The 23,566-nt window shown below is 68.7% G+C and carries 24 protein-coding genes; 13 read left to right on the top strand and 11 right to left on the bottom strand.

Annotation, left to right across the window (positions count from 1 at the left end):
- Positions 1–97: 97 nt before the first annotated feature.
- Entirely contained in the window at positions 98–763 is a 666-nt protein-coding gene (locus IFJ75_RS09270) for a hypothetical protein (protein ID WP_207932280.1), read from the bottom strand.
- 88 nt (positions 764–851) lie between these two features.
- Here IFJ75_RS09270 and IFJ75_RS09265 point away from each other — a divergent pair, with 88 nt between their 5' ends.
- The 3 genes from IFJ75_RS09265 to IFJ75_RS09255 all read left to right on the top strand — a co-directional run bounded on the left by IFJ75_RS09265 (position 852) and on the right by IFJ75_RS09255 (position 2,705).
- On the top strand, positions 852–1,721 hold the full coding sequence (locus IFJ75_RS09265; RefSeq protein WP_207932279.1) for a 50S ribosomal protein L11 methyltransferase: 870 nt from the start codon (positions 852–854) through the stop codon (positions 1,719–1,721).
- A 68-nt stretch (positions 1,722–1,789) separates the two neighbouring features.
- A complete protein-coding gene (locus IFJ75_RS09260; RefSeq protein ID WP_207932278.1) occupies positions 1,790–2,251 on the top strand; it encodes a hypothetical protein in 462 nt (153 codons plus the stop codon).
- 58 nt (positions 2,252–2,309) lie between these two features.
- Positions 2,310–2,705: a DUF1489 family protein gene (locus tag IFJ75_RS09255; RefSeq protein ID WP_207932277.1), complete on the top strand. Its 396-nt coding sequence runs from the start codon at positions 2,310–2,312 to the stop codon at positions 2,703–2,705.
- Positions 2,706–2,757: 52 nt separating this feature from the next.
- Here the strand turns inward: IFJ75_RS09255 and IFJ75_RS09250 are convergent, their stop codons facing one another.
- Positions 2,758–3,264, bottom strand: a complete 507-nt coding sequence (locus IFJ75_RS09250) for a hypothetical protein (RefSeq protein WP_207932276.1) — start codon at positions 3,262–3,264, stop codon at positions 2,758–2,760.
- A gap of 90 nt (positions 3,265–3,354) precedes the next feature.
- Entirely contained in the window at positions 3,355–4,110 is a 756-nt protein-coding gene (locus IFJ75_RS09245) for a tRNA1(Val) (adenine(37)-N6)-methyltransferase (RefSeq protein WP_225897066.1), read from the bottom strand.
- Between the two features lie 133 nt (positions 4,111–4,243).
- On the opposite strand from IFJ75_RS09245, the gene IFJ75_RS09240 reads away from it, so the two are divergent.
- The gene (locus IFJ75_RS09240) at positions 4,244–5,278 is read left to right on the top strand and encodes a polyprenyl synthetase family protein (protein WP_404822086.1); all 1,035 of its coding nucleotides are present in this window, start codon (positions 4,244–4,246) and stop codon (positions 5,276–5,278) included.
- A 15-nt stretch (positions 5,279–5,293) separates the two neighbouring features.
- Positions 5,294–5,707: a hypothetical protein gene (locus IFJ75_RS09235; protein WP_207932275.1), complete on the top strand. Its 414-nt coding sequence runs from the start codon at positions 5,294–5,296 to the stop codon at positions 5,705–5,707.
- A gap of 242 nt (positions 5,708–5,949) precedes the next feature.
- Here IFJ75_RS09235 and IFJ75_RS09230 read toward each other — a convergent pair whose 3' ends face one another.
- Positions 5,950–7,155 carry a pyridoxal phosphate-dependent aminotransferase gene (locus tag IFJ75_RS09230; protein ID WP_207932274.1) on the bottom strand — a complete coding sequence of 402 codons (1,206 nt, stop codon included), beginning with the start codon at positions 7,153–7,155 and terminating at the stop codon, positions 5,950–5,952.
- A gap of 113 nt (positions 7,156–7,268) precedes the next feature.
- On the opposite strand from IFJ75_RS09230, the gene IFJ75_RS09225 reads away from it, so the two are divergent.
- The 6 genes from IFJ75_RS09225 (at position 7,269) to rodA (ending at position 14,325) form a co-directional block, all read left to right on the top strand.
- Positions 7,269–8,000, top strand: coding sequence for a TVP38/TMEM64 family protein (locus IFJ75_RS09225; protein WP_225897065.1), 732 nt, complete (start codon positions 7,269–7,271; stop codon positions 7,998–8,000).
- Between the two features lie 317 nt (positions 8,001–8,317).
- Positions 8,318–9,358, top strand: coding sequence for a rod shape-determining protein (locus tag IFJ75_RS09220; protein ID WP_207932273.1), 1,041 nt, complete (start codon positions 8,318–8,320; stop codon positions 9,356–9,358).
- 158 nt (positions 9,359–9,516) lie between these two features.
- Positions 9,517–10,629 carry a rod shape-determining protein MreC gene (gene mreC / locus IFJ75_RS09215; RefSeq protein WP_207932272.1) on the top strand — a complete coding sequence of 371 codons (1,113 nt, stop codon included), beginning with the start codon at positions 9,517–9,519 and terminating at the stop codon, positions 10,627–10,629.
- Complete coding sequence (locus IFJ75_RS09210; protein ID WP_207932271.1) at positions 10,626–11,144, top strand: hypothetical protein; 519 nt, start codon at positions 10,626–10,628, stop codon at positions 11,142–11,144. Before mreC ends, IFJ75_RS09210 begins: the two co-directional genes overlap by 4 nt.
- Positions 11,141–13,171, top strand: a complete 2,031-nt coding sequence (gene mrdA / locus IFJ75_RS09205) for a penicillin-binding protein 2 (RefSeq protein WP_207932270.1) — start codon at positions 11,141–11,143, stop codon at positions 13,169–13,171. The genes IFJ75_RS09210 and mrdA overlap by 4 nt, the downstream gene beginning before the upstream one ends.
- Positions 13,168–14,325, top strand: a complete 1,158-nt coding sequence (gene rodA / locus IFJ75_RS09200; RefSeq protein WP_207932269.1) for a rod shape-determining protein RodA — start codon at positions 13,168–13,170, stop codon at positions 14,323–14,325. Before mrdA ends, rodA begins: the two co-directional genes overlap by 4 nt.
- A gap of 1 nt (position 14,326) precedes the next feature.
- Here rodA and IFJ75_RS09195 read toward each other — a convergent pair whose 3' ends face one another.
- Genes IFJ75_RS09195 through IFJ75_RS09185 form a run of 3 tightly spaced genes read right to left on the bottom strand, consistent with a single transcriptional unit; the run spans position 14,327 to position 16,157 of the window.
- Complete coding sequence (locus tag IFJ75_RS09195; RefSeq protein WP_207932268.1) at positions 14,327–14,776, bottom strand: hypothetical protein; 450 nt, start codon at positions 14,774–14,776, stop codon at positions 14,327–14,329.
- Between the two features lie 10 nt (positions 14,777–14,786).
- Positions 14,787–15,761, bottom strand: a complete 975-nt coding sequence (gene pip / locus IFJ75_RS09190) for a prolyl aminopeptidase (protein WP_207932267.1) — start codon at positions 15,759–15,761, stop codon at positions 14,787–14,789.
- A 30-nt stretch (positions 15,762–15,791) separates the two neighbouring features.
- Positions 15,792–16,157 carry a DUF423 domain-containing protein gene (locus tag IFJ75_RS09185; protein ID WP_207932266.1) on the bottom strand — a complete coding sequence of 122 codons (366 nt, stop codon included), beginning with the start codon at positions 16,155–16,157 and terminating at the stop codon, positions 15,792–15,794.
- 101 nt (positions 16,158–16,258) lie between these two features.
- On the opposite strand from IFJ75_RS09185, the gene IFJ75_RS09180 reads away from it, so the two are divergent.
- Positions 16,259–17,416, top strand: a complete 1,158-nt coding sequence (locus IFJ75_RS09180) for an MFS transporter (RefSeq protein ID WP_263973037.1) — start codon at positions 16,259–16,261, stop codon at positions 17,414–17,416.
- 7 nt (positions 17,417–17,423) lie between these two features.
- On the opposite strand, the gene IFJ75_RS09175 is transcribed toward IFJ75_RS09180, so the two are convergent.
- From IFJ75_RS09175 to IFJ75_RS09165, 3 genes are all read right to left on the bottom strand, one after another.
- Complete coding sequence (locus IFJ75_RS09175) at positions 17,424–18,026, bottom strand: hypothetical protein (protein WP_207932264.1); 603 nt, start codon at positions 18,024–18,026, stop codon at positions 17,424–17,426.
- A gap of 140 nt (positions 18,027–18,166) precedes the next feature.
- Positions 18,167–20,848: a coiled-coil domain-containing protein gene (locus IFJ75_RS09170; RefSeq protein WP_207932263.1), complete on the bottom strand. Its 2,682-nt coding sequence runs from the start codon at positions 20,846–20,848 to the stop codon at positions 18,167–18,169.
- 112 nt (positions 20,849–20,960) lie between these two features.
- Positions 20,961–21,143, bottom strand: a complete 183-nt coding sequence (locus tag IFJ75_RS09165; protein WP_207932262.1) for a hypothetical protein — start codon at positions 21,141–21,143, stop codon at positions 20,961–20,963.
- Positions 21,144–21,333: 190 nt separating this feature from the next.
- Between IFJ75_RS09165 and IFJ75_RS09160 the strand changes: the two genes are divergently transcribed.
- Entirely contained in the window at positions 21,334–22,824 is a 1,491-nt protein-coding gene (locus IFJ75_RS09160) for a phospholipase D-like domain-containing protein (protein ID WP_225897064.1), read from the top strand.
- Here IFJ75_RS09160 and IFJ75_RS09155 read toward each other — a convergent pair.
- A complete protein-coding gene (locus tag IFJ75_RS09155) occupies positions 22,821–23,558 on the bottom strand; it encodes an endonuclease/exonuclease/phosphatase family protein (protein WP_207932261.1) in 738 nt (245 codons plus the stop codon). The genes IFJ75_RS09160 and IFJ75_RS09155 overlap by 4 nt on opposite strands.
- Between the last annotated feature and the right edge of the window lie 8 nt (positions 23,559–23,566).

Raw genomic sequence — 23,566 nt, 5'->3', positions numbered from 1 at the left:
GGCATCGCCGGACAGCAAAAAGCCCGGGCGGTTCGCACCGTCCGGGCTTTCCGTTTGTTTGGCCTACCGCGCTTCGCGCTAGTTGGGGCCGGTCAGATCAGCGCTTGCCGAAGATGGCGTCGGTGATCTTGTCGAAGAAGCTTCTGGGCTTGGCAGGAGCCGGAGCCGGAGCGGCGGCGGGCTTGGGCGCCGGAGCCGGGGTCGGGGCCGGGGCCGGGGCCGGGGCCGGAGCAGGGGCGGCGGCGACCGGAGCGGGCTTGGGCGCTTCGACCGGCTTCGGCGCCGGAGCAGCGGCCGGTTTGGCGGCGGCGGGCTTGGGCGCAGCGGCCTTGGGCGCGGCCTTCGCAGCGGCGGGCTTGGTCGCGGTCTTCGGGGCGGCCTTGGCGGCGGGCGCCTTCACAGCCTTGGGCGCGGCTTTCGCAGCGGCGGTGGCCTTCGGAGCGGCTGCGGGCTTGGTCGCGGTCTTCGGCGCAGCCTTGGCGGCGGGCTTGGCAGCGGCCTTGGGCGCGGCGGCCGGCTTGGCGGCGGGCTTGGGCGCAGTGGCTTTGGCGGCAGCGGCCTTCGGGGCGACGGCGGGTTTCGCGGCAGCCTTGGGGGCGGTCGTCGGGGCGGCCTTCACGGCCTTGGGCGCAGCGGTCGCCGGGGCCGGTTTCGGAGCGGCTTTTGCGGTCGCGGGCTTCGCGGCGCTCGACTTTGCCGCCGGTTTGGGCTTGGAAGCGGCGGCGGGTTTCGCCGACGCGGGTTTGGATGGTGCTTTAGCCATAGAACTCGCCGACCCCTCGGTTGGAATGGACGCACATGACGCGCGTCCGCAATTGCATCGATTCGATATAGTACTGGCCTTTAACAAAATGTCCCAAACCGCAGTTCAGATAATCGCACACGGTTCTCGCGCCGCCGCCGAGGCCGCTGCGGAGGCGCTCGACGCCGACGTCATGCTGGAAGGCGCGACCTATTCCATCCTCGAGGAAGACGAGGACCGCGGCATCTGGCGCATCGACGCCTTCCCGACGACGGACGAGGAGTCCGAGGGGATCCAGGCGCGGCTGGCCGAACATCCGGAGGTGACGGTGAAGGTCGAGGTCCTGGCGGACGCCGACTGGCTGGCCATGTCGCTGTCGGGTCTGCCGCCGGTGAAGGCCGGGCGATTCTTCGTCTACGGCGCCCACGACCAGGGTCTGGTGCCCGCCAGCGCCGTGGCCCTTAAGATCGACGCGGGCGCGGCCTTCGGCACAGGTCACCACGGGACGACGGTGGGCTGCCTGATCGCCTACGACGAGCTGCTCAAGCGCGAGACCTTCGAACGGGTGCTGGACGTCGGCTGCGGCACGGGGGTGCTGGCCATCGCGGCGGCCAAGACCGGCAGCCGGATCGCGGTCGGCACCGACATCGACGCCCCCTCGGTCCGCATCGCCAACGAGAACGCCAAGCTGAACATGGCCAAGGCGCGCTTCGTCCACGCCTCGGGCCTGAACGACCGTATGGTGCGCAAGGACGGGCCGTACGATCTGGTGTTCGCCAACATCCTGGCCCCGCCGCTGGTGGCCCTGTCGCAGGACATCAAGCTGGCGCTGCGGATCGGCGGGGTGGCCATCCTGTCGGGTCTGTTGCGGACCCAGGAGCGGCGGGTGACGGCGGCCTATCTGTCCAAGGGCTTCCGGCTGGAGCGGCGCATCCATCGCGACGCCTGGAGCGCCCTGGTGCTGCGCCGGATGGGTTAACGGGACGCCCCTTGGGGAACCGGCGCCGTCAGGACCCGTTCCGGGGGTTCAATGGCGGGAGGAACCCCATGACCCAGTACGACCCCAACCTCGACCCGGCGCGACCTGCGTCGGGCGAGCCTGTCTATACCGAGACCGTCATCGTTCGCCGTGAGTCGTCCAACACCGGCTGGTGGATCGCGGGCGGGCTGGCCATGCTGATCGTTGTCGCGGCGATGTGGATCCTGTTCGCGCGCGGCGAGGCCCCGGTGACCGACGACAGCGAGGCGCGGCTGGCCGAGGCCCAGGCCGCGCAGGCCGTCGCCGAAGCCCAGGCCACCTCCAATGTCGCCGCCGTCCAGGGCCAGATCGCCGGCGGGCAGCAGAGCCTTGAACTGGCGCGGGCCGACGCCGCCCGGGCCCAGGCCGAAGCCCAGCGCGCGGACAGCGAGGCCCGCGCGGCTGAAGCTCGCGCCGCCGCTCCGGCCGTCGTGACCCCGGCGCCGTCCGGCGGCGTGGCGGTGGTGACCCCGACCTCTCCGCAGCCTTAAGGCCCCAACCCCAAGGTCACGCTTGCCCTGAGGGGCGGAGCAGTGTCAGAGGCGCGTCATGCCTCTGCACATGATCAAGCTCAGCGTCGGCATGGATAACGTCGAATGGCTGGAGGAGCGCGCCCGCAAGGGGCCGCTGGTCGTCCATACGCGAATGACGCCCAAGCGGGCGGCGGAGATGGAGGACGGCGGCTCCCTTTACTGGGTGACCAAGGGCGTCATCCAGTGCCGCATGCCGATCGTCGACATCACCACGCGCGGGGAGGGCAAGGCCAGCGAATGCCTGATCACCCTGGCGCCCGAGGTGATCCGCACGGCCCCGCAGGCGCGTCGGCCGTTCCAAGGCTGGCGCTATCTGGAAGCGAAGGACGCGCCGGTCGATCTGACGACGATGGACGCGGGCGATCTGCCGGACGATCTGGCCATCCAGCTGCGCGAAATGGGGGCGTGGTAGGGCAGGGAGCGGACGTTCCGAACGTCGGCTGGGCGTGGGAAGCGGGCGTCCTCTAATGAACCATCGGGCCGGGTTCTGATCTCGGCGCCCGCCCGTCCCCAAGCCCGTAGGCTTCCATGAAATAGAAGAAGGTCGGATACACGGGACGACTGTCGGTACCGCAAACCACCGCAAACTGACGCTCGCGCAAGATGTCTCCATCAACGGGCTTGAACGGCCCATCGTTGTTTCCAGGCGAGACAAGGGGGTCTGCGTTGCCTCTGAACAGACGCGTTCCTCCGACGCGAAAGGTGCGCTCGTCGCATCGGAAATCGATCCGGTCGATCGTGTAGGCAGGCGTGGTCCAGTTCGTCTCCCGCGCGCCATGGCGAAACACAGTGTAGGTTGACGCGCCGAGGCTCCCATCCGCGAGACGGGTATTCCAGCCGACAGCGGATGCGATCTGGCCGTCTGTGTAGGCCACCACGACCCTGGTGTCGTTAGGACCTGACGGTCTCGTCTCACTAAAATCTTGCATGACGGTCGCCGAAACGATGGTCGCGAAAAGTGATCGCAGCATGGACTCTCTCGCAGGTGACCAAGCCACTCTGAGACCACAGTGACAGTGTCCGCAACGGGTCGAGAGCCGACATCGGCTCACCCGGCCGACTTAAAGCGCCAGCGCCGCCTCGCCCCGCAGAATCGCCTCGGCCTCCGGCGTGTGTTTGGCGCCGGTGCGATCGTGGAGGGTCAGGGCGGGAAGGAGTTTCAGCGGGGCGCGGCCGGTGCGGACGGCCTGGACGAGAACGCGTTTGGCGGGCTGGTCGGCGAAAGGCTGGATGGGCAGGATGGTGAACGAGCCTGCCTTTTCGCCGAGGGTGGACAAAATGTCCGCGAGCCGGTCGGCGCGGTGGATCATCAGGATTTTGCCGTTCTCGCGCGTCGCCTTGAGCAGCAGGGAGGACCATGCGGCGAGGCCGTCGTCGGCCATCCAGGCGCCGCGCTTGCCGGGGGCGGGCGCGCGCAGGGCCCCCGCATCGTCGAAGAAGGGCGGGTTGGAGACGGCCCAGTCGAAGGGCTTCAGATCGAGCGGGCGGAAGCCCTCGGCGACGTCGCCGGTCACGACGGTCATACGGCCCTCAAACCCGTTCAGGGCGGCGTTTTCACGGGCGAGGGCGGCGGCGGCGGGGTCGCGCTCCAGCCCCGTCAGAAGGATCTCCTGACGGCGGGCGGCGACCTGGGTCAAAACGGCGCCGGCGCCGCAGCCGGCCTCGAAGACGCGGTCTCCGGGCTTTGCATTGACGGCGGCGGCGAGGAGGGCCGCGTCCATGCCGGCGCGGTAACCGCTCACCGGCTGGCGCAGCCGGACACGACCGCCCAGCAGGGCGCTTTCGGCGATCTCCGTTCCCGGGGATACCGATGTCAATACGGACGTCACGCGGCTTGACCCATCATGGCCCGACCACCATTGTCCCGCCAATCGGCCCCTCGCAAGACGGGACGACTTCTGACGGGCGTTTCCCCCCTTTTTTGACGCCCGGGTTTCGAGAGAGTTTCGCGTGGACGCCGTCACCCTGACAACCGACCGGCCCTCTGACGGGCGCGGCGCCCGGCCGACGGGCGACGTCGAGGCCCTGGCGCGCCTGGCCCAGGCCGATATGGCCGCCGTCGACGCCCTGATCATCGACCGGATGCAGTCCGACGTGCCGGTGATTCCGCTGCTGGCAGAACATATCGTGGCGGCGGGCGGCAAGCGGATGCGGCCCCTGATCACGGTCGCCGCCGCGCGTGCGGCGGGTGGATCGATCGAGCATCCGCTGAAGCTGGCCGCCTCGGTCGAGTTCATCCACACCGCCACCCTGCTGCATGACGACGTGGTCGACGGGTCCGAGCGTCGGCGTGGCAAGGTCGCGGCCCATCTGATCTGGGGCTCGGCGACGAGTGTGCTGGTCGGCGACTTCCTGTTCGCCCGGGCGTTCGAGCTGATGGTCGAGACCGGCCAGATGCGGGCTCTCGGCATTCTGGCGCGGGCGTCCAGCGTGATCGCGGCCGGCGAGGTGTTGCAACTGACGCGCGCGCACGACCTGAATCTGGACCGCGACACCTATCTGCAGATCGTCTCGGCCAAGACCGCCGAATTGTTCGCCGCGGCGGCCGAGGCCGGGGCGGTGGGCGCGGGCGCCGACGACGCGGCCGTGGCGGCCCTGCGGTCCTATGGGCTGAACCTGGGCCTGGCCTTCCAGCTGGCCGACGACGCCCTCGACTACGGCGGCTCGAGCGAGGCTCTAGGCAAGAACGCGGGCGACGATTTCCGCGAAGGCAAGGTGACCCTGCCGCTGCTGCTGGCCATGGCCAAGACCAAGGGGCGCGAGGACGCCTTCTGGGACCGCACCATCACCAAAGGTGAGCGCACCGAGGACGACTTCCGCCGGGCGCGCGAATTGATCATCGGCACGGGCTCGGTAACGGCGACGCTGGACACGGCAGGCGACTACGCCGACGCCGCCAAGGCGGCCCTGCGCGTGCTGCCGCAGAGCGACTGGCGCGATGCGCTGGATCAGCTGGCGGACTTCGCCGTCAGCCGGGCGGCGTAGGGAAACGCGAGAACCATGGCAGTGCTCCTCGCCCTGGCTCTGGCCCTGCTCCAGTCGACTGCAAGGCCGACCCCTCTTTTCACTATGACGCTTGAACCCGGCGACGGGGTTGCGGCTGAACTGTTCCCGCTGAAGCCGGACGACCGCGCCGCTCAGGTCAAACAGTTGCTTAGCCAGGAAGGCGATGCGGCAGAGATTTCGCGCACCGTTGTCGGGCCGCTCGTCATGGCGCATCGGGAAGGCGAAGCGCCCGAACGAGTCCTGGTGATCTACGCTGAGGCCGCGTCCGAAGGCGCAGGGGGAGGGGCGTGTCGTTTGACGCGGGACACAACCCAACGCACGGACAACAGCGAGCGGGCGTTGCGCTGGTGCATGTCCTTTCTGGACCGATCAGCGACACCAACAATCACATTGCCGGCAAACCGCTGAACGAGATTTGACGCCTCAGGTCAGCCTGAGGACGGCGTGAGCGATCTCGCGCCAGAAGACACCGCAAACCATTCCTGCCAGCAGCAGTCCCACGACGCCCGCAGGCGAGAACGCGTGACGGCCAGGGCGATCCTCGTGGACCATTTCAGCCTCCCAACGGGGTCTTTGAATCGCCCCGTGTAAGAAACGAAGCTAATCCCGTTCAGGATGAACGCAAGCGGGGCCGATTTTGTGGCGTAAAATCAGCTGAGGCTGGCCGCGAAACGCTGAATCCGGCTGCAGGCTTCCTCGAGAATGGCTTCTGAGGTGGCGTAGCTGATGCGGAAATAGGGGCTGAGGCCGAAGGCCGCGCCCTGAACCACCGCCACGCCCTCGGCCTCCAGCAACTCGGAGGTGAAGACCTCATCGTCGGTGATGGTCACGCCCGACGGGGTCGTCTTGCCGATCAGGCCCGCGATCGAGGGGTAGACGTAGAAGGCGCCCTCGGGCGTCAGGCAGGTGATGCCCGAAGCCTGGTTCAGCATCGAGACGACCAGATCGCGGCGCTTCTCGAAGGCTTCCTTGCGCGGCGCCAGGAACTCCTGGGTGCCGTTCAGGGCCTCGACGGCGGCGAACTGGCTGATCGAGGTCGGGTTGGAGGTCGTCTGGCTGGCGACCTTGCGCATCAGGTCGATCAGGGCCTTGGGCCCACCGGCGTAACCGATGCGCCAGCCGGTCATGGCATAGGCCTTGGACACCCCGTTCACGGTCAGGGTGCGGTCGTAGAGCTTCGGCTCGACCTGGGCGATGGTCGTGTATTCGAAGTCGCCGAAGGTCAGGTGCTCATACATGTCGTCCGTCAGGATCCAGACCTGAGGATGACGCAGCAGGACGTCCGCGAGGGCTTGCAGTTCGGCGCGGGTGTAGGCGGCGCCGGTCGGGTTGGACGGGGAGTTGAGGATCAGCCACTTGGTCTTGGGCGTGATCGCGGCCTCCAGCACCTCGGGACGCAGCTTGAAGCCGTCGACTTCCTCGCCGGTCACGAAGACGGGCTCGCCCCCGGCCAGCAGGGTCATGTCGGGATAGGAGACCCAGTAGGGGGCCGGGACGATGACTTCGTCGCCCGGGTTCAGGGTCGCGACCAGGGCGTTGAAGATGACCGGCTTGCCGCCCGGGGCGACGTGGATCTGGCTGACATCGTAGGTCAGGCCGTTCTCGCGCGCGAACTTGGCGCAGATGGCCTTCTTGAGCGCGGGCATGCCGTCGGCGTCGGTGTATTTGGTCTCGCCGTTGTGGATGGCGACGATGGCCGCGGCCTTGATGTTGTCCGGGGTGTCGAAGTCGGGCTCGCCGGCGCCCAGGCCGATGATGTCGCGACCGGCGGCGGCGAGAGCGCGGGCTTTGGCGCTGACCGCGATGGTGGCGGACGGCTTGACGCGGGCCAGGGCGGCGGACTGGAGGGTGGACATGAGAGGATCCCGTAGCCGGTAAGGAGGAGGCGGCGGGCTTCTTTACGCAGATGATGTGACGCTGAAAACCGTGGCGCTCGCGGAAAAGCGTCCTGCAGTGCTATTCCCGCCCGATGATGCGGACGATCCTCGATTTTTTCCTGAACATGGAAGGCAAGCGCTGGCGCGCCTTGCTGGCGACGCTGCTGCTGTTCGCGGTGATCGTGGCCCTGTTCGCGGTCGGGAAGTCGTCGCTGGGGCTCGGGCACGGGGCTGAAGGCGCGGAGGCGCGGCTGGAAGAGTGGCTGACCGGGTTCCGCAGCGGGCCGTGGGGTCTGTTCGCGGCGATCCTGCTGTTCACCCTGTCGGCCTTTCTGGGTGTGCCCCAGTTCATCCTGATCGCGGCCTGCGTGGTCGCCTTCGGGCCCTGGTTCGGCTTCGCCTACAGCTGGATCGCGACGGTGGCCTCGGCGGCGGCGACCTACTGGTTGGGGCGCGGACCCACGGCGCGGTTCGTCGAGCGGTTCGGCGGCAAGACGATGGGGCGAATGACCCGGTTCGTCGGCCAGAACGCCTTCTATGCCAGCTTCATGATCCGCAATGTGCCGTCGGCGCCCTTCATCGTCGTGAACATGGCCTTCGGGGCGGCGCGGGCGAACTTCTGGGGCTTCCTGGGCGGCTGCGCCCTGGGGGTGCTTCCAAAGACCGCACTGGTCGCCTTCTTCGGTGGATCCTTCATGACGGCGGTCAGCGGAGACGGGGTCTGGACCTCGCTGATCCTGGCCGGAGTGGCCGTCGTCTGGCTGGGGCTGATGCTGGTCGTGCGCGAGATCGTGAAGCGCCGCGAGGCCGCGCGCGGGGATTGAAAACGGTCCGCACACGGCCTGTCGTCCGTATACGGTTTCAGCTGTCCGGGGCGTAACGCGGGTCGGGGAGGGGCGAGGCCTCTACGGCGCCGCTGGAAGCCAAGCGCAGCCGTAACCGGGACGTGATCGATACTCTCGCCTGAGGGGGGATCAGGACTTGTAATCGCCTTCTCATAAGGGCAAACGACGCTCCAGCCGGTCAGGCGAAAGACGATCAGTATGTTGCGCGTATGGGGATGCGCGCGGCGGGGCGTCGCCAGGGCCGGCAGAACATAAGAACGCCCTCCAGGCCCGAACCAAGACGGTAACCGACCCCCATGTTTTCACACCTCTTCGGCGCGATCTCCAACGACATCGCGATGGATCTGGGCACCGCCAACACCCTTATCTATATGAAGGGCAAGGGCATTGTCCTGAACGAGCCCTCGGTTGTGGCGCTGCGCAACGTCGGCGGCCGCAAGATCGTCCATGCCGTGGGCATCGAGGCCAAGCAGATGCTGGGCCGCACCCCGGGCCATATGGAAGCCATCCGTCCGATGCGCGACGGGGTCATCGCCGACTTCGAAGTCGCCGAGGAAATGATCAAGCACTTCATCCGCAAGGTTCATAACCGCCGCGGATTCGTGAACCCGAAGATCATCGTCTGCGTGCCGTCGGGCGCCACCGCCGTCGAGCGCCGCGCGATCAACGACAGCTGCCTGAACGCCTCGGCCCGCCGCGTAGGCCTGATCGACGAGCCGATGGCCGCCGCGATCGGCGCCGGCCTGCCGATCCACGAGCCGACCGGTTCGATGGTCGTCGACATCGGCGGCGGCACGACCGAGGTCGCCGTCCTGTCGCTGTCGGGCATCGTCTATTCCAAGTCGGTCCGCGTCGGCGGCGACAAGATGGACGACTCGATCATCAGCTACATGCGCCGTAACCATAATCTGCTGATCGGCGAAACGACCGCCGAGCGCATCAAGAAGGACATCGGCACCGCCCGTATCCCGGCCGACGGCGAAGGCCTGTCGATCGAGGTCAAGGGCCGCGACCTGATGCAGGGCGTGCCGCGCGAGGTCCGCATCTCGGAGCGCCAGGCCGCCGAAGCCCTGGCCGAGCCGGTCTCTCAGATCATCGACGCCGTGAAGGTGGCCCTGGAAGCGACGCCGCCGGAACTGGCCGCCGACATCGCCGACAAGGGCATCATGCTGACGGGCGGCGGCGCCCTGCTGCGCGGCCTGGACGCGGAAATCCGCGACCACACGGGCCTGCCGGTCTCGGTCGCCGACGATCCGCTGTCATGCGTGGCCATCGGGTGCGGCCGCGTTCTGGAACACCCGCGCTGGATGAAGGGCGTCCTCGACTCGGCTCTCTAGGGCTTTCGGGACGACACAGGCGGGGAAGGCGGCGAGCGTAGCCGCAAATCCCCGCCGCTCCGGTGTTTCACCGGTTTCCAAGCGGCCTGTATTTTGCAATAGGCTGCGATGTCGGCGGGGGGCGTCCCGCTGATTCCACCCTTACCGGAAAGGCTGCCGTGGCGTTTCGCGACGGACCGTTCGAGAACATCAAGGTGCCGCTGGCGTGGACCGCCGCGGCCGCGGTCGTCCTTGCCGTGGTGGTATCGCTGTTCCTGATTGTCAGCGATCGGCGCGATGTGCGCGATCACGACAACTACACCCCCGTGCGGGCAGGCTTCGACGCTGTTCTGGGGCCGGTCAGCGGCGTTCTGGCGGCGCCCGTGCGCTGGGCCGGCGCCCTGTCGGACGGGGTGAAGGGCTATTTCTTCGCCGTCTCCGAGAACCGGCGTCTGAAGGCGGAGGTCGCCGAACTGCAGCCGTGGCGCGACCAGGCCATCGCCCTGAAGAACGTCAACGCCCGCTATGAGGCGATGCTGGGCCTGCGCACCGAACCGCCGGTGGCCATGGTCACGGCGCGCTCCGTCTCCGACGCGCGAGGCCCGTTCGTCAACGCCCGCCTGATCGACGCCGGTTCCGCCAAGGGCGTCCAAATCGGCAACCCCGTCATCAACGAACATGGCCTGGTCGGCCGGGTCGTCGGCACCACCGGCGGCATCAGCCGGATGCTGTTGCTGACCGACGTCGCCAGCCGCACGCCCGTGCTGATCGACCGCACCGACGCCCGCGCCATGCTGACCGGCGACGGCAGCGGCAATCCGCGTCTGGAGTATATCCGTGGCGTCGGTTCGCTTCAGGCCGGGGACCGGGTGCTCAGCTCCGGCGACGGCGGCGGCTTCCCGCGCGGCGTGCCGATCGGGGTCGCGGCAAAGGGCATCGACGGCTCCTGGCGGGTCAAGCTGTTCAGCGACCGGGGCGCCATCGACTTCGTGCGGGTGCTCCTGTTCCAGGACTTCGGCCAGCTTGTGAACCCTGAATCGCTGAACGCCGCGCCCTTGGCCGGTCTGGGCACCGCCCCTGCTCCCGATGCGGCCCAGACGGCCGCCATCGGCGACGCCACCGCCCGCCGCGCCGCCGCCGCTACGGCCGCCGCCGAGCGCGCCCGCCGCGCCGCCGAGGCGCCCGCCGCAGCCGCCCCGGCCGCGCCGCGTCCTGCGGCTCCGAGGCCTGCTGCCGCCCCCCCGCCGCCCGCGACCATTCCGCCGCCGACGACGCCGGGAGGCGCGCTGTGAAACGGCACGCCGCGGTCCGTGTCGTCGGCCCTGTGGAGTGGATCCTCTACCCCTCGTTGGCCGTCCTCGCCGCCACCGTCGTGTTGGCCACGCCGGTGGAGCTGTTCGGGCTGAAACTGCCCGAGCCCGTCCTGCCGATGATGCTGGCCTTCGCCTGGCCTCTGGTGCGGCCGTCGATGATCGCCCCCGTCGCCCTGTTCCTCGTCGGCCTGTTCGTCGACCTGTTGTGGGGCGGGATGCTGGGCGTCTGGCCGCTGAGCCTGCTGGCCGTATATGGGGTGGTGCTGCTGTCGCGCAATCTGCTGGCGGGGCAGGAGACCCAGGTGCTGTTCGTCTGGTACGGCTGCTGCACCCTGCTGGCCTTCTTCCTGACCTATCTGATCGTCAGTCTGGACGCCATGAACGCGCCGAGCATCCTGGCGCTGCTGGGCCAGATGATCCCGACCTTGCTTCTGTTCCCCGTCGCCAACTGGATGATCCAGCGCTTCGATGACGGCGACACCCGTTTCCGATGAGCAGCGAACCCTCAATCTTCTTTTCGGACGTCAATGAGCGGCAGGGCTCGTTCCTGCGGCGGACGTTCATCGTCGGCGGGCTGACGGCGCTGGGCATCGGCGCCCTGGGTGCGCGGCTGGGCCAGCTGCAGGTCGTTCAGGCCAAGGAATACGCGACCCTCGCGACCAACAACCAGTTCAACTTCCGTCTGGTGCCGCCGCCGCGCGGACGCATCCTGGACCGCAACGGCGTGGTCATCGCCGGCAACCGGCCGAGCTTCCGCGTCCTGGTCGTGCGTGACGAGACCAAGGACCTGGACCAGACGCTGGACCTGCTGGGTCGGCTGCTGCCCGACACGGTGGATCGCCGTCGGGCGATCATCCGTGACGTCAACGCCGCGCGGCCCTCGTCCCCCGTGCCGGTCAAGAGCGACCTGAGCTGGGAAGAGTTCGCCAAGGTCAATCTGTACGCCCCCGAGCTGCCGGGCGTGATGGCCGACATGAACGAGGCGCGCTTCTATCCGTACGGCGGGTCCTTCGCCCACGTCATCGGCTATGTGGCCAAGGTCACCGATCGCGACATCGAGGCGATGAAGAAGCGCGGGGAGACCCCGCCCGAGATCCTCTACAACCCCGGCTTCCGTATCGGCCGGTCTGGCATCGAGAAGGCGCTGGACGCCGATCTTCGCGGCGAGGCCGGCGGCACCCGTGTCGAGGTCGACGCCCACGGCCGGGTCGTGGCCACCGACGTCGGCGGCTCCAAGCCCGCGATCAACGGCGAAGATGTGGTCCTGACCCTGGACGCCGACGTCCAGAATCGTGCGCTGGAAGTCTTCGGCGAGGAAAGCGGGGCCTGCGTCGTGATGGACGTGCGCAACGGCGACATCCTGTGCATGACTTCGGCGCCGTCGTTCGATCCGAATCTGTTCGTCGGCGGTGTGCCTTCGCGCATCTATCGCGCACTGGCCGACTATGAGCGCAAGCCGTTGCTGGACAAGACTATCAACGGCAACTTCCCGCCGGGCTCGACCTTCAAGCCCAACACCGCCCTGGCCCTGTTGCGCGCCGGGGTGGATCCATCGATCCGCATCAACTGCACCGGGGCGTTCCGCAACGGCAATCGCATCCAGCGCTGCTGGGGCCGTCACGGCCCGCAGGACATGCACAATGCGATCAAGAACTCCTGCGACGTCTATTTCTACACTCTTTGCAACCGGGCCGGCGTCGATCTGATCCGCGACACGGGCCTGAAGATGGGCTTCGAGCACGAGTTCGACATCGGCGTCGACAACCAGCGAAAGGGCCTGCTGCCGTCGACCGAGTGGAAGCGGCGCACCTTCAAGCGCGACCCCGTCTGGCATCCCGGCGAGACGACCTCGGTGGCGATTGGCCAGGGGGCGGTGCTGGTCAACGCCCTGCAGTTGGCCGTCTATACGTCGCGCCTGGCCAACGGGAAGAAGGCCATCCTGCCGCGTCTGATCAAGTCTGTGGGCGGCGAGGAGCGGCCCTCGGGCGCCGAGGTGCCGGACCTGCCGTTCGACCCCGCCCATATCGAGATCGTGCGCCAAGGCATGATCGCGGTGGCCAACGACACCTCCGGCACCGCCTATCGGCAGTCCCAGCTGGGGCTGGGCGACATCCAGATGGCGGGCAAGACCGGTACGGCCCAGACCCGCAACTATGGTTCGGGCACGCGCAAGTCGAACGTCTGGTCCGAGAAGGACCACAACCTGTTCATCGCCTTCGCGCCCGTGGACGCGCCGCGCTACGCCGTGGTGGTGATCGTCGAGCATGGGGGCAAGGGTGGGGCCACGGCCGGCGCGCCGCGCGCCCGCGAGGTCATGCGCACGGTCCTGCTCAAGGATCCGGAGATGCGCGAGCGCATCACCCGGCCGCCGCCGCCTGAGCCCACCGGCCCCGTGACGGAGGATCCCAATTTCGGCGCCGCGCCCGACGAGATTGTCGAAGGCGCCGTCGTGCCGGACGCTGCGCCTGCCGCGCCAACCCCCACGCCGTCCGGCCCGCGTCCCTATCAGGCTCCGCAATGACCGCTTCCGCCCTGACCCGTCCCGGCGAACGCGACCGGATCTCGACCAAGTTCGGCGAGATCGACTGGCGTTTCATCGCCCTGCTGTGCGTCGTCGCCGGCGCGGGCGGCGCCATGCTGTTCTCGGTCGCCGGCGGTTCGTGGGAGCCCTGGGCCGCCAAGCATTTGATCCGGTTCTTCGGCCTTCTGGTGGTGCTGCTGGCCCTGTCGATGGTCAATCTGAGGATCTGGTTCGGCGCCTCCTACATCGTCTACGGCGTGGCCCTGGTGTTGCTGATGCTGATCGAGGTGCCGGGACTGGGCTATACGGCCATGGGCGCCACGCGCTGGCTGAACCTCGGTTTCACCCGGATCCAGCCGTCCGAGATCATGAAGATCGGCGTCGTTCTGGCCTTGGCGCGCTGGTACCACGGGGCCTCGGCCCAAGACGCGAAATTCAGCTGGAAGCTGATCTTCCCGGTCGGGATCATCGGCGTCCCCTTCCTGCTTGTCGCGCACCAGCCTGACCTCGGCACGGCCATGCTGATCGGCCTGACGGGTGCTGCGATGATGTTCATGGCCGGTCTGGACTGGAAGGTGATCGCCGCGGCGGCCGCGGCGGCGGTGGCGGGGGTGGTGCCCTACATCATGTTCGGGATGCACGATTATCAGCGCAACCGGATCCTGACCTTCCTCAACCCCGAGGGCGATCCCAGCGGCAACGGCTATCACATCGTCCAGTCCAAGATCGCGCTCGGCTCCGGCGGCTTGCTGGGCAAGGGGTTCGGCCTGGGCAGCCAGAGCCAGCTGGAATTCCTGCCCGAGAAACAGACCGACTTCATCTTCGCGGCGGTGTCGGAGGAGTTCGGCTTCGTCGGCTCGATCACCCTGCTGCTTTGCTATGCCGGCATCATCCTGATCGCCCTGCGCATCGCCTCACTGTCGCACAGCCATTTCGGGCGGATGGCGACGGCGGGGGTGACCTCGACCTTTGCCCTCTATGTTCTGATCAACGGGGCGATGGTGATGGGTCTGGCGCCGGTCGTGGGCGTGCCCATGCCGCTGCTGTCCTATGGCGGTACGGTGATGCTGACGGTGATGATCGGCTTCGGCCTGGTCATGGCCACGCGGGTTCACCGCTACGCCGAACTGCCCAAGGGGCACGGGCTGATCTGATCTAGAGCTTCGCGCGGGCGGCCTTGAGTTTGGCCAGCAGCGCCTTGCGCACGTTGTCCTGGGACGCCGCCAGAGCCTTCGCCTCGGCGTCGAGGGCGGCGCGCCGCTGGTCGAGCGCCGCGACTTCGGCGGTTTGATCGCGGTCGAGGATTTCAAGATCGGCTTCCAGCGCCTTCACGGCTTCTCGCGCCTTGCTGGAGACGGGTTTCGTCAGGGGCTTGGCGGCCTTGCTGATCTTGCCGACGTCGATCGCCAGACCGCGCTGGATGACCTCTCCGGGCGCCTCGAGCGCGGCGTCATGGTCCGGGCCGGAGGTGATTTCCGACGCCAGTCCGTCCTTGAAGATGTCACGTTCGATGCCCCAGGCGGCCAGGGCCTTGGGACGCGACGACGCGGCGACCGTGAAGGCGTGGAAGCCGTCGGCCCAGGTGAAGACCTTCAGCTTGGCCATCAAACAATCCCTAGAGCGTCGAGGCCCAGTCGGTCGCGCGGATCAGGCTGTCGATGATGCCGGGCTCGGACGAGGCGTGGCCGGCGTCGGGGACGATGTCCAGCTTCGCCTCGGGCCAGGCGCGGTGCAGGGACCAGGCGCCCGAGATCGGAGTGACCACGTCGAAGCGGCCCTGGGCGATCCAGCAGGGGATGTGGCGGATGCGGCCGATGTTCTCGATCAGCCAGTTCTCCGACGGGAAGAAGCCGCCGTTGACGAAGTACCAGCATTCGATGCGGGCGAAGGCGAGCGCGAAGTCGGGTTCGGCGAACTTGTCCGGGCGGGCCGAGGGGCCCTCGACGCTGACGGTCTCGCCCTCCCAGCTGGACCAGGCGACGGCGCAGGCCTCGCGCTCGGCCTTGTCGTCGCCGGTGAGGCGTTTGTAATAGGCGCTCATCAGGTCGCCGCGCTCGGCCTCCGGAATGGGGGCCACGAACCGCTCCCAGGCATCCGGGAAGATCATCGAGGCGCCGTCCTGGTAGAACCAGTGCAGCTCCTTCTTCGTCAGCAGGAAGATGCCGCGCAGGATCAGGCTTTCGACCCGTTCCGGATGAGTGATGGCATAGGCCATCGACAGGGTGGAGCCCCAGGAGCCGCCGAACACCGACCACTTCTCGATGCCGCAGCGTTCGCGCAGGCGCTCGATGTCCTCGATCAGGGTCCAGGTGGTGTTGTCCTCGAGCGAGGCGTTGGGGCGCGACTTGCCGCAGCCGCGCTGGTCGAACAGGACGATGCGGTATTTGGCCGGGTCGAAGTAGCGGCGCATGCCCGGATTGACCGCCCCGCCGGGGCCGCCGTGCAGGACGACGACCGGCTTGCCCTGCGGGTTGCCGCATTCCTCGTAATAGATTTCGTGCTCGGTCCCCGTGCTCATCCAGCCCGAGGCGAAGGGCTCGATCTCCGGATAGAGGTCGCGTCGGGGAGCGTCGGGGATCGTGAAGGCCATCGGGAGAAAAACGCTTTCGGTTCTACGATTTCAGGCGTTGGAAGACGTCTTCCGCAATGCGGCAAAGGCGAGCAAAAGCCAACCCGCAATCATCAGAACACCGCCGATCGGGGCGACCGCGCCCATGGCCTTCATGCTGAGCAGGGCGATGAAGGCCAACGCCAGGCAGAAGACCAGACCGCCGGTCGCAGCCAGCCAGCCGCCGATGACGGCGAGCTTTTCGCCCCATATCGCGCAGGCGACGGCCAGGACGGCGTGGACTAGCTGGTAGTGGGCGCCGGTGGTGAGCAGGGTCTTGACCGCCGGGCCGGCGCCGTGGGCGGCGAAGGCGCCGACCAGCACGGCCATGGCCCCATTGAAGGCGGCGTAGACGACGAGGTTGCGATTCAATGTCATGAACCCACGCTAGACCACAGGCGGCCCGACGTCTGCTATCGGGGCGCATGAATTCCGCCTCTGAGTCTTTGCCGCCACCCCCTGCTGGCTCCGCTTGGCGGATGGGGCTTCAGTATGTGCTGCTGTTCGGGGCCAACGGGGTCAGCCTCCCGTTCGCGGGGCTGTGGTTCCACGCCCATGGGCTGGACGGGGCCGAGATCGGCGCCCTGTTCGCCGCGCCGATGTTGGGGCGGCTGGTCACCGGCCCGGCGATCGCCCTGTGGGCCGACGGTTTTCGGTATCGCAGGACGGCCATCGCCTTCCTGGCCCTGATCTCGGCCGCCGCCTATGCCGCGACGGGGCTGGTCGAGGGCTTCTGGCTGTGGGCGCCGCTGTGGTTCGTGGCGGCGACGGCGTTCGGGTCGATCATTCCGCTGAGCGACGTCATGACCCTGAGGCTGGCCAGGCGGGCGGGCTTCACCTTCTCGGTCCCCAGAGGGTTCGGCTCGGCGTCTTTCGTCGGGGCCAATGTGCTGATGGGCGCGCTGCTGGTGAAGGCGCCGGTCGATGTGGTGCTGGTCTGGTGCGTCGGCGCGGGGATCGCCATGGCCGTCTGCGCGCGCTGGGTCCTGCCGGCCGAACCCGTCGCCGACACGCTGGTCGGGGAGGCGGAGTCGCCGAAGGGGTGGGCCCGTTTCGCGGGTATGGGGCTGTTGCTCCGGAACCGGACCTTCATGACCGCCATCTTCGCCGTCGGCTGCGTCCAGGCGGCCCATGCCTTCTACTACGGCTTCTCGGCCATCGCCTGGAAGGCGCAGGGCATCCCCGAGAACATGACCGGCCTGCTGTGGGCCGCGTCGGTCGTGGTCGAGATCGGCTTCATGTGGTGGGGCGAGCCGTGGCGGCGCAAGGCGGGGATCGGGCCGCTGACGGTGCTTGCAGTGGGCGCGGGGGCGGCGATGCTCCGCTGGACGGCCCTGGCCTTTGCGCCGCCGCTGTGGCTGCTGTGGCCCCTGCAGACCCTGCACGCCCTGAGCTTCGCCGCGACCTATCTGGCTGGCGTCCAGTTGGTCGAGCGGCTGAGCCCGCCGGGCAGCCAGACGGTGGCCCAGACCCTGAGTTCGGTGCTGTCGGCCGGGGTTCTGATCGGGCTGGCGACCCTGGCGGCGGGGCCGCTGTACGACGCCTTCGGGGTGAAGGGCTATCTCGCCATGACGGCGATGGCCGCGGTCGGGTGCGTGGCGGCGTTCAGCCTGGGGCGTCGGCTAAGGCCTGGCTGAGGCGAGCTTAGTTCGGGCGAGCTCTGGGCAGGGGGGCGAGGCTGCGGGCCATGGCGGCGGCGGCGGCCTTGACGCCCTTTTGCACCGTCTCGTCCGGGATATCCATCGGCGCGCGCAGCAGGCCGATGGCCGGGACGTCAGCGTCATCGGGCAGGGCGGTCAGGATGCTGTAGAGCAGGAAACTGCCCACATCATGCTCGCCGTCGGAACTGGCGTCGGCGTTCAGGCCCGCGGCGTTCAGGGCCCGGACGATGTCGGCGACGGGCGCAGTGGCGCGAGCCATGGCCGGGCCGGTGTGGGTCAGTTTCGCGCCGTCGGCGCCCAAGGCGCGGTTCTCGGCCCGCATCTGGACGCGGAAGCCGCCCGTCTTGTGCGTGCGGCCGACCAGCAGGATGGCGCGGCACGAGGGATCGCGCAGGCTGTGGCTCAGGGTCGCGACCAGTTGTTCGGGATCTTCGGCCGGAATGGCGACGGTGCGGGCGCCAGTCGGATTCCAGGGCTGGCCCGACAGGTCCTCGACCGGGTCCCAGCCGGCCTCGTCCGGATCCCAGGCGCAGATCACGATCGCCGGCCTGCGGTCGGGCTGTTTCTCTGCGTGGAGGTCGAGCATGGGTCCTGCTTGGCATGTGTGACAGTGACGTGACAGGCAGGCCTCAGGTGTCGCCATCAGGGGTATGTCGTCAAGTGTAATGCGCCGGATTTCGGACACACTTCCCTTAATAACGCCAGTCTTCCCCTGTCGCGCGAACCTTAGCCGAGGTCGCCGACGGCGGCGTCCAGCAGCATGAAGGCCCGGCCCGCATCGGTCGCGAGCGAGGACAGCACGCCCGGCGCATCGCCGGAACGGGCGGCGCCGGCCAGCTTCTGCGCATAGGCCCGGACATAGCGTTCGGCGTCGGACTTCAACTCGGGATCGCTCATCACCCGGCGCGAGACGCTGCGGACGGCGGCCGGGGCGACGCGGCGGACGATCTGGCGCGCCCGGTCGGGATCGCGCCCGGCGAAGGCCTCGGCTGCCTCTTCCACGCGCGAGCGGGGCAGGAGGGCGTTGGGGTCGACACCCATGCGGCGGATGGCGGCGGTGATCCGGTCCGACATGGCGTCGGCGTCCGACGGCATGATCGGCTGGTCGAGGTCCATCGGCTCGGAGGGCGGCGGGCTGGCGCCGTCATTGACCAGATCGGCCCAGTCGAGGGCGGGCGCCTGAGAAGGCGGCGGGGGCTGGCGGCGCGTGGCCTCTTCCGTCGGCTCCAGACGCAGGCGGCCGCGCAGGCCGAAGCCGCGGTCGTCCGCCGCCGAAGGGCGTGCCTCCGGCGCGGGGGCGGGCTCGCGGCGGCGCGAACTCGACGGCTCGCCCGAGACCACGCCCATCAGGCGGACGGCCTCAGTCAGCATGTCGTAGTTGCGGCGGACACGCTCCTGGAAGCCGACGTCGAGAGCTTCGGTGTCCTCGGCGGCCTTGCGCGAGGCGGCGGCCAAGGCGGCCAGACCTTCTTCGACCGTGGCGCGGACGTCCTCGGCGCGGGCGCGGGCCTCCTCGGGCAGGCGCGCGGCCCGCTCGTCAAGATCGGTTATCGTGGCGTCGACTTCGCCGAGGGCCTTGATCATCCGGTCCATGGTGCGTTCGAGCTTCTCGATCGCATTGACGCCGGCCTGATCGACCATCGCGGCGGTTTCATTGACGATGCGGCGGGCGCCCTCGATACGGCTGTCGGCGGCGTTGTCGGCCTTCTGGGCGGCGTCGAACAGGGCCTCGCCGAGCCGGTCGGCGCGGATCTGGGCCTGGGCGGCGGCGTCGGCGGCGGCGATGCGGCTGTCCTCCGCGGTCGCAGTAAGAGCGGCCAGGGCCCGGCGGGTTTCCTCGACCAGGGTGTCGCGCGCCTCGGCGGCGAGCGCTTCGAACCGGTCCAGCGAGACCTTGGTGGCGGCGTCGAAACCGTCGGCCTCGCGCTGGGACATGTCGATGAGGGCGCGGAACTGGTCGGTAGCGGCCTCGACCAGATCCTTGATCGACTCGGCCGATTTGACCGAGGTCTCGCCGAGGTCGCCGTGGGCGGTGCGAGCGGCGTCGAGCTGTTCGGTCAGCTGGGCGCGCTGGCTCTCGACCTGGGCGGAAAAGTCCTCCTGATCGGTGCGCAGGGCGTAGGCGGCGGTGACCAGGGCGGCGCGCTGCTGGCCGAGGCCTTCCTCGACCGACTGGATCTGTTCGGCGACGCCGGCGCCGGTGTTCTCGAGACGCAGGGTCTGGCGGGCCAGGTCGTCGGCGGCCAGACGGGCGGCGTCCTGGGCCTCACCGGCGGCGGCGGCCAGGTCGGCGGCGCGGGCGGCGAGGGCGGCCTCGGCCTCGCGCAGCTGGGTCTGGGCCAGGTCGGAGGCGTCGACGATCATGCGCGACTGGCGCTCGACCGCGTCCAGCACCCCGGCGGACTGGGTGTCGAGCTGCAGGCCGAGGGTCTGCATGCCCTCACGCTCGCGGCCCAGCTGTTCGGACAGGCGGCGCGCGGTCCTGCCGGCGGTCTCGGCGGCCTCGTTCAGGCGGTTGGTTTCCTGCACGAGCACCTCCCGCAACAGGGCCATGTCGTTGCGGGCGCGCTCGGCGGCCAGAGCCGCCTGATCGATGTCGTTGCGCAGGGTCAGCAGGACCTGACCGGTCTGCTGGGCGGCGAGGGCGGTGGGCGCCACAAGGGCCTCGGCCAGGCCGCGCGCGCGGCGGGTCTCGGCGGCCAGGCCAGCGCCCTGGCGCACGGCGTGGGCCAGCATGACGGCCAGACCGGCCGGGGCCAGGGCGATCAGGGCGTAGAGGGCCAGACGCAGGGGATCGAGCGCCGCCGCGCCCGAACCCACCTCGAAGGCGGCCCAGGAGGCTACGCCGCCGATCCACAGGGCCGAGGCGACCCCGGCCAGCAGATAGGCGTAGCGGCCCGAGGGCGCGGCCTCGAACAGGCGCGTCATGGTCGCCGCGGTCGTCGGGGTCTCGGCGTCGGTCTCAGCGCGCGGCGCGGGCGGACTGGCGACGGTCGCTGGCGGGGCTTCCGCGCTCTCGGCGAAGGGCGCGGGCGCGAAGTCGGGGGTGACGACGGCGTCGGGGGCTTCAGCCTCTTCAGGGAGGGCGAAGTCGGGCAGGGGCGGCAGGGAGTCTTCGGCGACGCGGGCGCGGGCTGCCAGGGTCTCGGCGCGGGCGGCGGCGCGCAGCTCGGCCTGGCGCTGCTCTTCCAGCAGGCGACGGCGGCGACGTTCGGAGATGGGGCGGTCGATCACCAGCGGAGCCTCGGCCTCGACCGGGACCTCTTCGGCGAAGAGGGCCTCATCCTGCATCCCGGTCTGATCGTCGGCTTGCGCCTCAGCCTCGATCGCGGGTTCGCCGGGCGTCGTCGCGGGGTCCTCGATCGCGGGTTCGGGGAGATTGAGCGGCGGCCGTTGGCGGGATTTCATCAGGCGTAGGTCTCGGTCTGGCGACCTGGGGCCGGGCGCGGCGCAACAGGCCACGCAACCCTAACGGCTCACGACGCGTCCGCAAAGACGAGTCGTCTCATAGACCCGTGATTCAGCAGTGTTCGGACGGAGAGGCGATCGTGCTGCTCTGGGCCGGAGCCTGCGGGCAATCGACGACGCGGTGGACTTCACGTTCCGGGGCGCTGGGGCGGTGCAGATCGACGCCGAACTGCGACAGGGCGGCGGCGGCCAGAAGGGCGATGAAACCGGCGATCAGATCGATCAGAGCCTGCACCTCACCCTCCCGTCTCTCGCGTTCAAAACCAGCGACGCCTCTATGCTCCCAAAACCGTGTTCAGACAAGGTGAACGCGGGTCGGCATTGACCAATCACCGGCGAGCGTGGAACGGAAGACACAGGCGTTGCCTTACAGCGGGACGCCTGGCCGCAACGACGCTGTCACGCGAATCCTTCAGACAGGACGAATGGTCGCTACGGACGACACCTCTCCCGACAGTCTGCTGGCCGCCGGCCGGACCGTTTGGCGCGTGGAGAAGGCCGACCGGTTCGCGATCCTGATGGAGAACGAGACCTATTTCGACGCCCTGGCCTCGGCGATCTCCAAGGCGCAGCGGTCGATCGTCCTGCTGGGATGGCAGTTCGACCCCCGCACCCGGCTGGATCCTCAGAGCCGGGCCGGCGACCGTCAGGCCGAAATCGGACACCAGCTGCGGATGCTGGTGCGTTCCAGGCCCGAGCTGGACGTGCGGTTGCTGATCTGGAAGTCGCCGCTGCTGATCGCGGCCTCGCAGGGCTTCTATCCGCACAAGGCGCAGCGTTGGTTCCGCAAGCGGATGGTCGAATTCCGGCTCGACTCCCCAGGACCGATCGGGGCCTGCCATCACCAGAAGGTGGTGGTCATCGACGATAAGATCGCCTTCTGCGGCGGGGGCGACGTCTCGGTGGACCGCTGGGATTCGCCCGAGCATCTCGATCTTGACCCGCGCCGGTGCATGCCGTCGGGTCTGATCAGCGCGCCGCGTCACGAGACCATGGCGGTGATGGACGGGGCCGCGGCCCGGGCTCTGGGCGATCTCGCGCGTGAACGCTGGTTCCGCGCTACCTGGGAGCGGACCGTCCCCGACGAGGTCGACAGCGATCCCTGGCCCGACGGCGTCAAGGTCACCATGACCGACGTCCCGGTCGGCATCGCCCGCAGCGAGCCGAAATGGGGCGGGCGCGGCGAGGTGCGCGAGAACGAAGCCCTGCATCTGGAATCGATTCAGAAGGCCAGGAGGCTGATCTATCTGGAGAACCAGTATTTCACCTCGCCGGCCATTGCCGCCTGCCTGGCGCAGAGGCTGTCGGAGGAAAACGGGCCCGAGGTGGTGGTGGTCTCGACCGGCAACAGCCCCAGCTGGTTCGACAAGATGACCATGGACACGGCCCGGTCCGAGGTCCTTTTCCGGCTGGAGGCCGCCGACAAATACGACCGCTTCCACGCCTTCGCCCCGCATACGGCGGAGGGTGAGCGGATCATCGTCCACGCCAAGGTCTCGATCATCGACGACCGGTTGCTGCGTATCGGCTCGACCAATCTGAACAACCGGTCGATGGGGCTGGACACCGAGTGCGACATCGCCGCCGAGCCGGTGGATCAGGCGGGCCGCGACGCCATCCGCGCCTTCCGCCACCGCAGCATCGGCCATTTCATCGGGGTCTCGCCCAAGGATTTCGCGGCTGCCGAGGCGGTGCTGGGCTCGACCGGAAAGGCGATCCAGACCTTTGACACCGGGCGGATGGAGCTGCTGGGCGCGACGCCGCCCTCGCGGATCGAGCGGTTCATCGCGGAGTGGCAGCTGGGCGATCCCTCGTCCTCGGACAACGCCTGGCGGCCGTGGAAGCGCCGGAATCCGTCGCAGCGGATCGCAGGCGGGAATTTCAGCCGGCTGGGCGACCGTCCCGACGAGAACTAGGCGTCGATCTCGAAGTCGATGACCAGCGGCAGGTGGTCCGAGGCCACGCGCGCGAGGGGCGAGAAGGGCGCCTTGACCCCCGTGATGCGGATGTGCGGGCTGACGAAGGCGTGGTCGATGCGGATCGCCGGGAAGGCCGAAGGGAAGGTCTTCACCGTCTGCTTCAGGCCCAGCTTGCGCTGGCAGTCGTCGAAGCCGTTGCGGCACAGCGTCTGATAGGGGCGGGTGATCGAGGTGGCGTTGAAGTCCCCGGTCAGTATCGTCGGTCCCTTGCAGTCGGGGTGGCCCAGCCAGTCCTTGCCCATCAAGGCCGCCGCCTGAAGCCTCTGCTCGCGCGGGACGAGGCCCAGATGGGTGTTGATCACATTGACCTCGACGCCGTCGAAGTCGATGGCGGCCCAGACGGCGCCGCGCGGCTCCAGCCCCGGTATGCCCCGGATGGTCGGCAAGGCGCCCTTGCGGATCAGCCGCTCGGGCCGGCGGGTCAGCAGGGCGTCGCCATATTCCTCGGCCTCGATCAGCATGGCGGCGTTGAAGTGGAAACGCATGTCCAGACCAGCGGCGATGGCCTCGGCCTGATCGACATGGCCGGTCCGGGCGCGGCCGACGTCGAGTTCCTGAAGGCAGACGATGTCCGGATCATGCTCGTCGATCACGCCGACAATGCGGGCCACGTCGAGGCGTTTGTCGGTGCCGACGCAGCGGTGGACGTTGTAGGTCAGAAGACGGGGCATGCGGTCCA

This window comes from Brevundimonas goettingensis, from assembly GCF_017487405.1.
Lineage (GTDB): Bacteria > Pseudomonadota > Alphaproteobacteria > Caulobacterales > Caulobacteraceae > Brevundimonas > Brevundimonas goettingensis.
Note: the sequence above shows the minus strand (reverse complement) of the source record. Positions and strands in the feature narration are given on the sequence as shown.

Bases quoted from the DNA above. Each gene is read 5' to 3' on its own strand.
- IFJ75_RS09270 (WP_207932280.1), bottom strand. From the start codon at position 763: ATGGCTAAAGCACCATCCAAACCCGCGTCGGCGAAACCCGCCGCCGCT.
- IFJ75_RS09265 (WP_207932279.1), top strand. From the start codon at position 852: ATGTCCCAAACCGCAGTTCAGATAATCGCACACGGTTCTCGCGCCGCC.
- IFJ75_RS09260 (WP_207932278.1), top strand. From the start codon at position 1,790: ATGACCCAGTACGACCCCAACCTCGACCCGGCGCGACCTGCGTCGGGC.
- IFJ75_RS09255 (WP_207932277.1), top strand. From the start codon at position 2,310: ATGCCTCTGCACATGATCAAGCTCAGCGTCGGCATGGATAACGTCGAA.
- IFJ75_RS09250 (WP_207932276.1), bottom strand. From the start codon at position 3,264: ATGCTGCGATCACTTTTCGCGACCATCGTTTCGGCGACCGTCATGCAA.
- IFJ75_RS09235 (WP_207932275.1), top strand. From the start codon at position 5,294: ATGGCAGTGCTCCTCGCCCTGGCTCTGGCCCTGCTCCAGTCGACTGCA.
- IFJ75_RS09230 (WP_207932274.1), bottom strand. From the start codon at position 7,155: ATGTCCACCCTCCAGTCCGCCGCCCTGGCCCGCGTCAAGCCGTCCGCC.
- IFJ75_RS09225 (WP_225897065.1), top strand. From the start codon at position 7,269: ATGATGCGGACGATCCTCGATTTTTTCCTGAACATGGAAGGCAAGCGC.
- IFJ75_RS09220 (WP_207932273.1), top strand. From the start codon at position 8,318: ATGTTTTCACACCTCTTCGGCGCGATCTCCAACGACATCGCGATGGAT.
- mrdA (WP_207932270.1), top strand. From the start codon at position 11,141: ATGAGCAGCGAACCCTCAATCTTCTTTTCGGACGTCAATGAGCGGCAG.
- rodA (WP_207932269.1), top strand. From the start codon at position 13,168: ATGACCGCTTCCGCCCTGACCCGTCCCGGCGAACGCGACCGGATCTCG.
- IFJ75_RS09195 (WP_207932268.1), bottom strand. From the start codon at position 14,776: ATGGCCAAGCTGAAGGTCTTCACCTGGGCCGACGGCTTCCACGCCTTC.
- pip (WP_207932267.1), bottom strand. From the start codon at position 15,761: ATGGCCTTCACGATCCCCGACGCTCCCCGACGCGACCTCTATCCGGAG.
- IFJ75_RS09185 (WP_207932266.1), bottom strand. From the start codon at position 16,157: ATGACATTGAATCGCAACCTCGTCGTCTACGCCGCCTTCAATGGGGCC.
- IFJ75_RS09180 (WP_263973037.1), top strand. From the start codon at position 16,259: ATGGGGCTTCAGTATGTGCTGCTGTTCGGGGCCAACGGGGTCAGCCTC.
- IFJ75_RS09175 (WP_207932264.1), bottom strand. From the start codon at position 18,026: ATGCTCGACCTCCACGCAGAGAAACAGCCCGACCGCAGGCCGGCGATC.
- IFJ75_RS09170 (WP_207932263.1), bottom strand. From the start codon at position 20,848: ATGAAATCCCGCCAACGGCCGCCGCTCAATCTCCCCGAACCCGCGATC.
- IFJ75_RS09160 (WP_225897064.1), top strand. From the start codon at position 21,334: ATGGTCGCTACGGACGACACCTCTCCCGACAGTCTGCTGGCCGCCGGC.
- IFJ75_RS09155 (WP_207932261.1), bottom strand. From the start codon at position 23,558: ATGCCCCGTCTTCTGACCTACAACGTCCACCGCTGCGTCGGCACCGAC.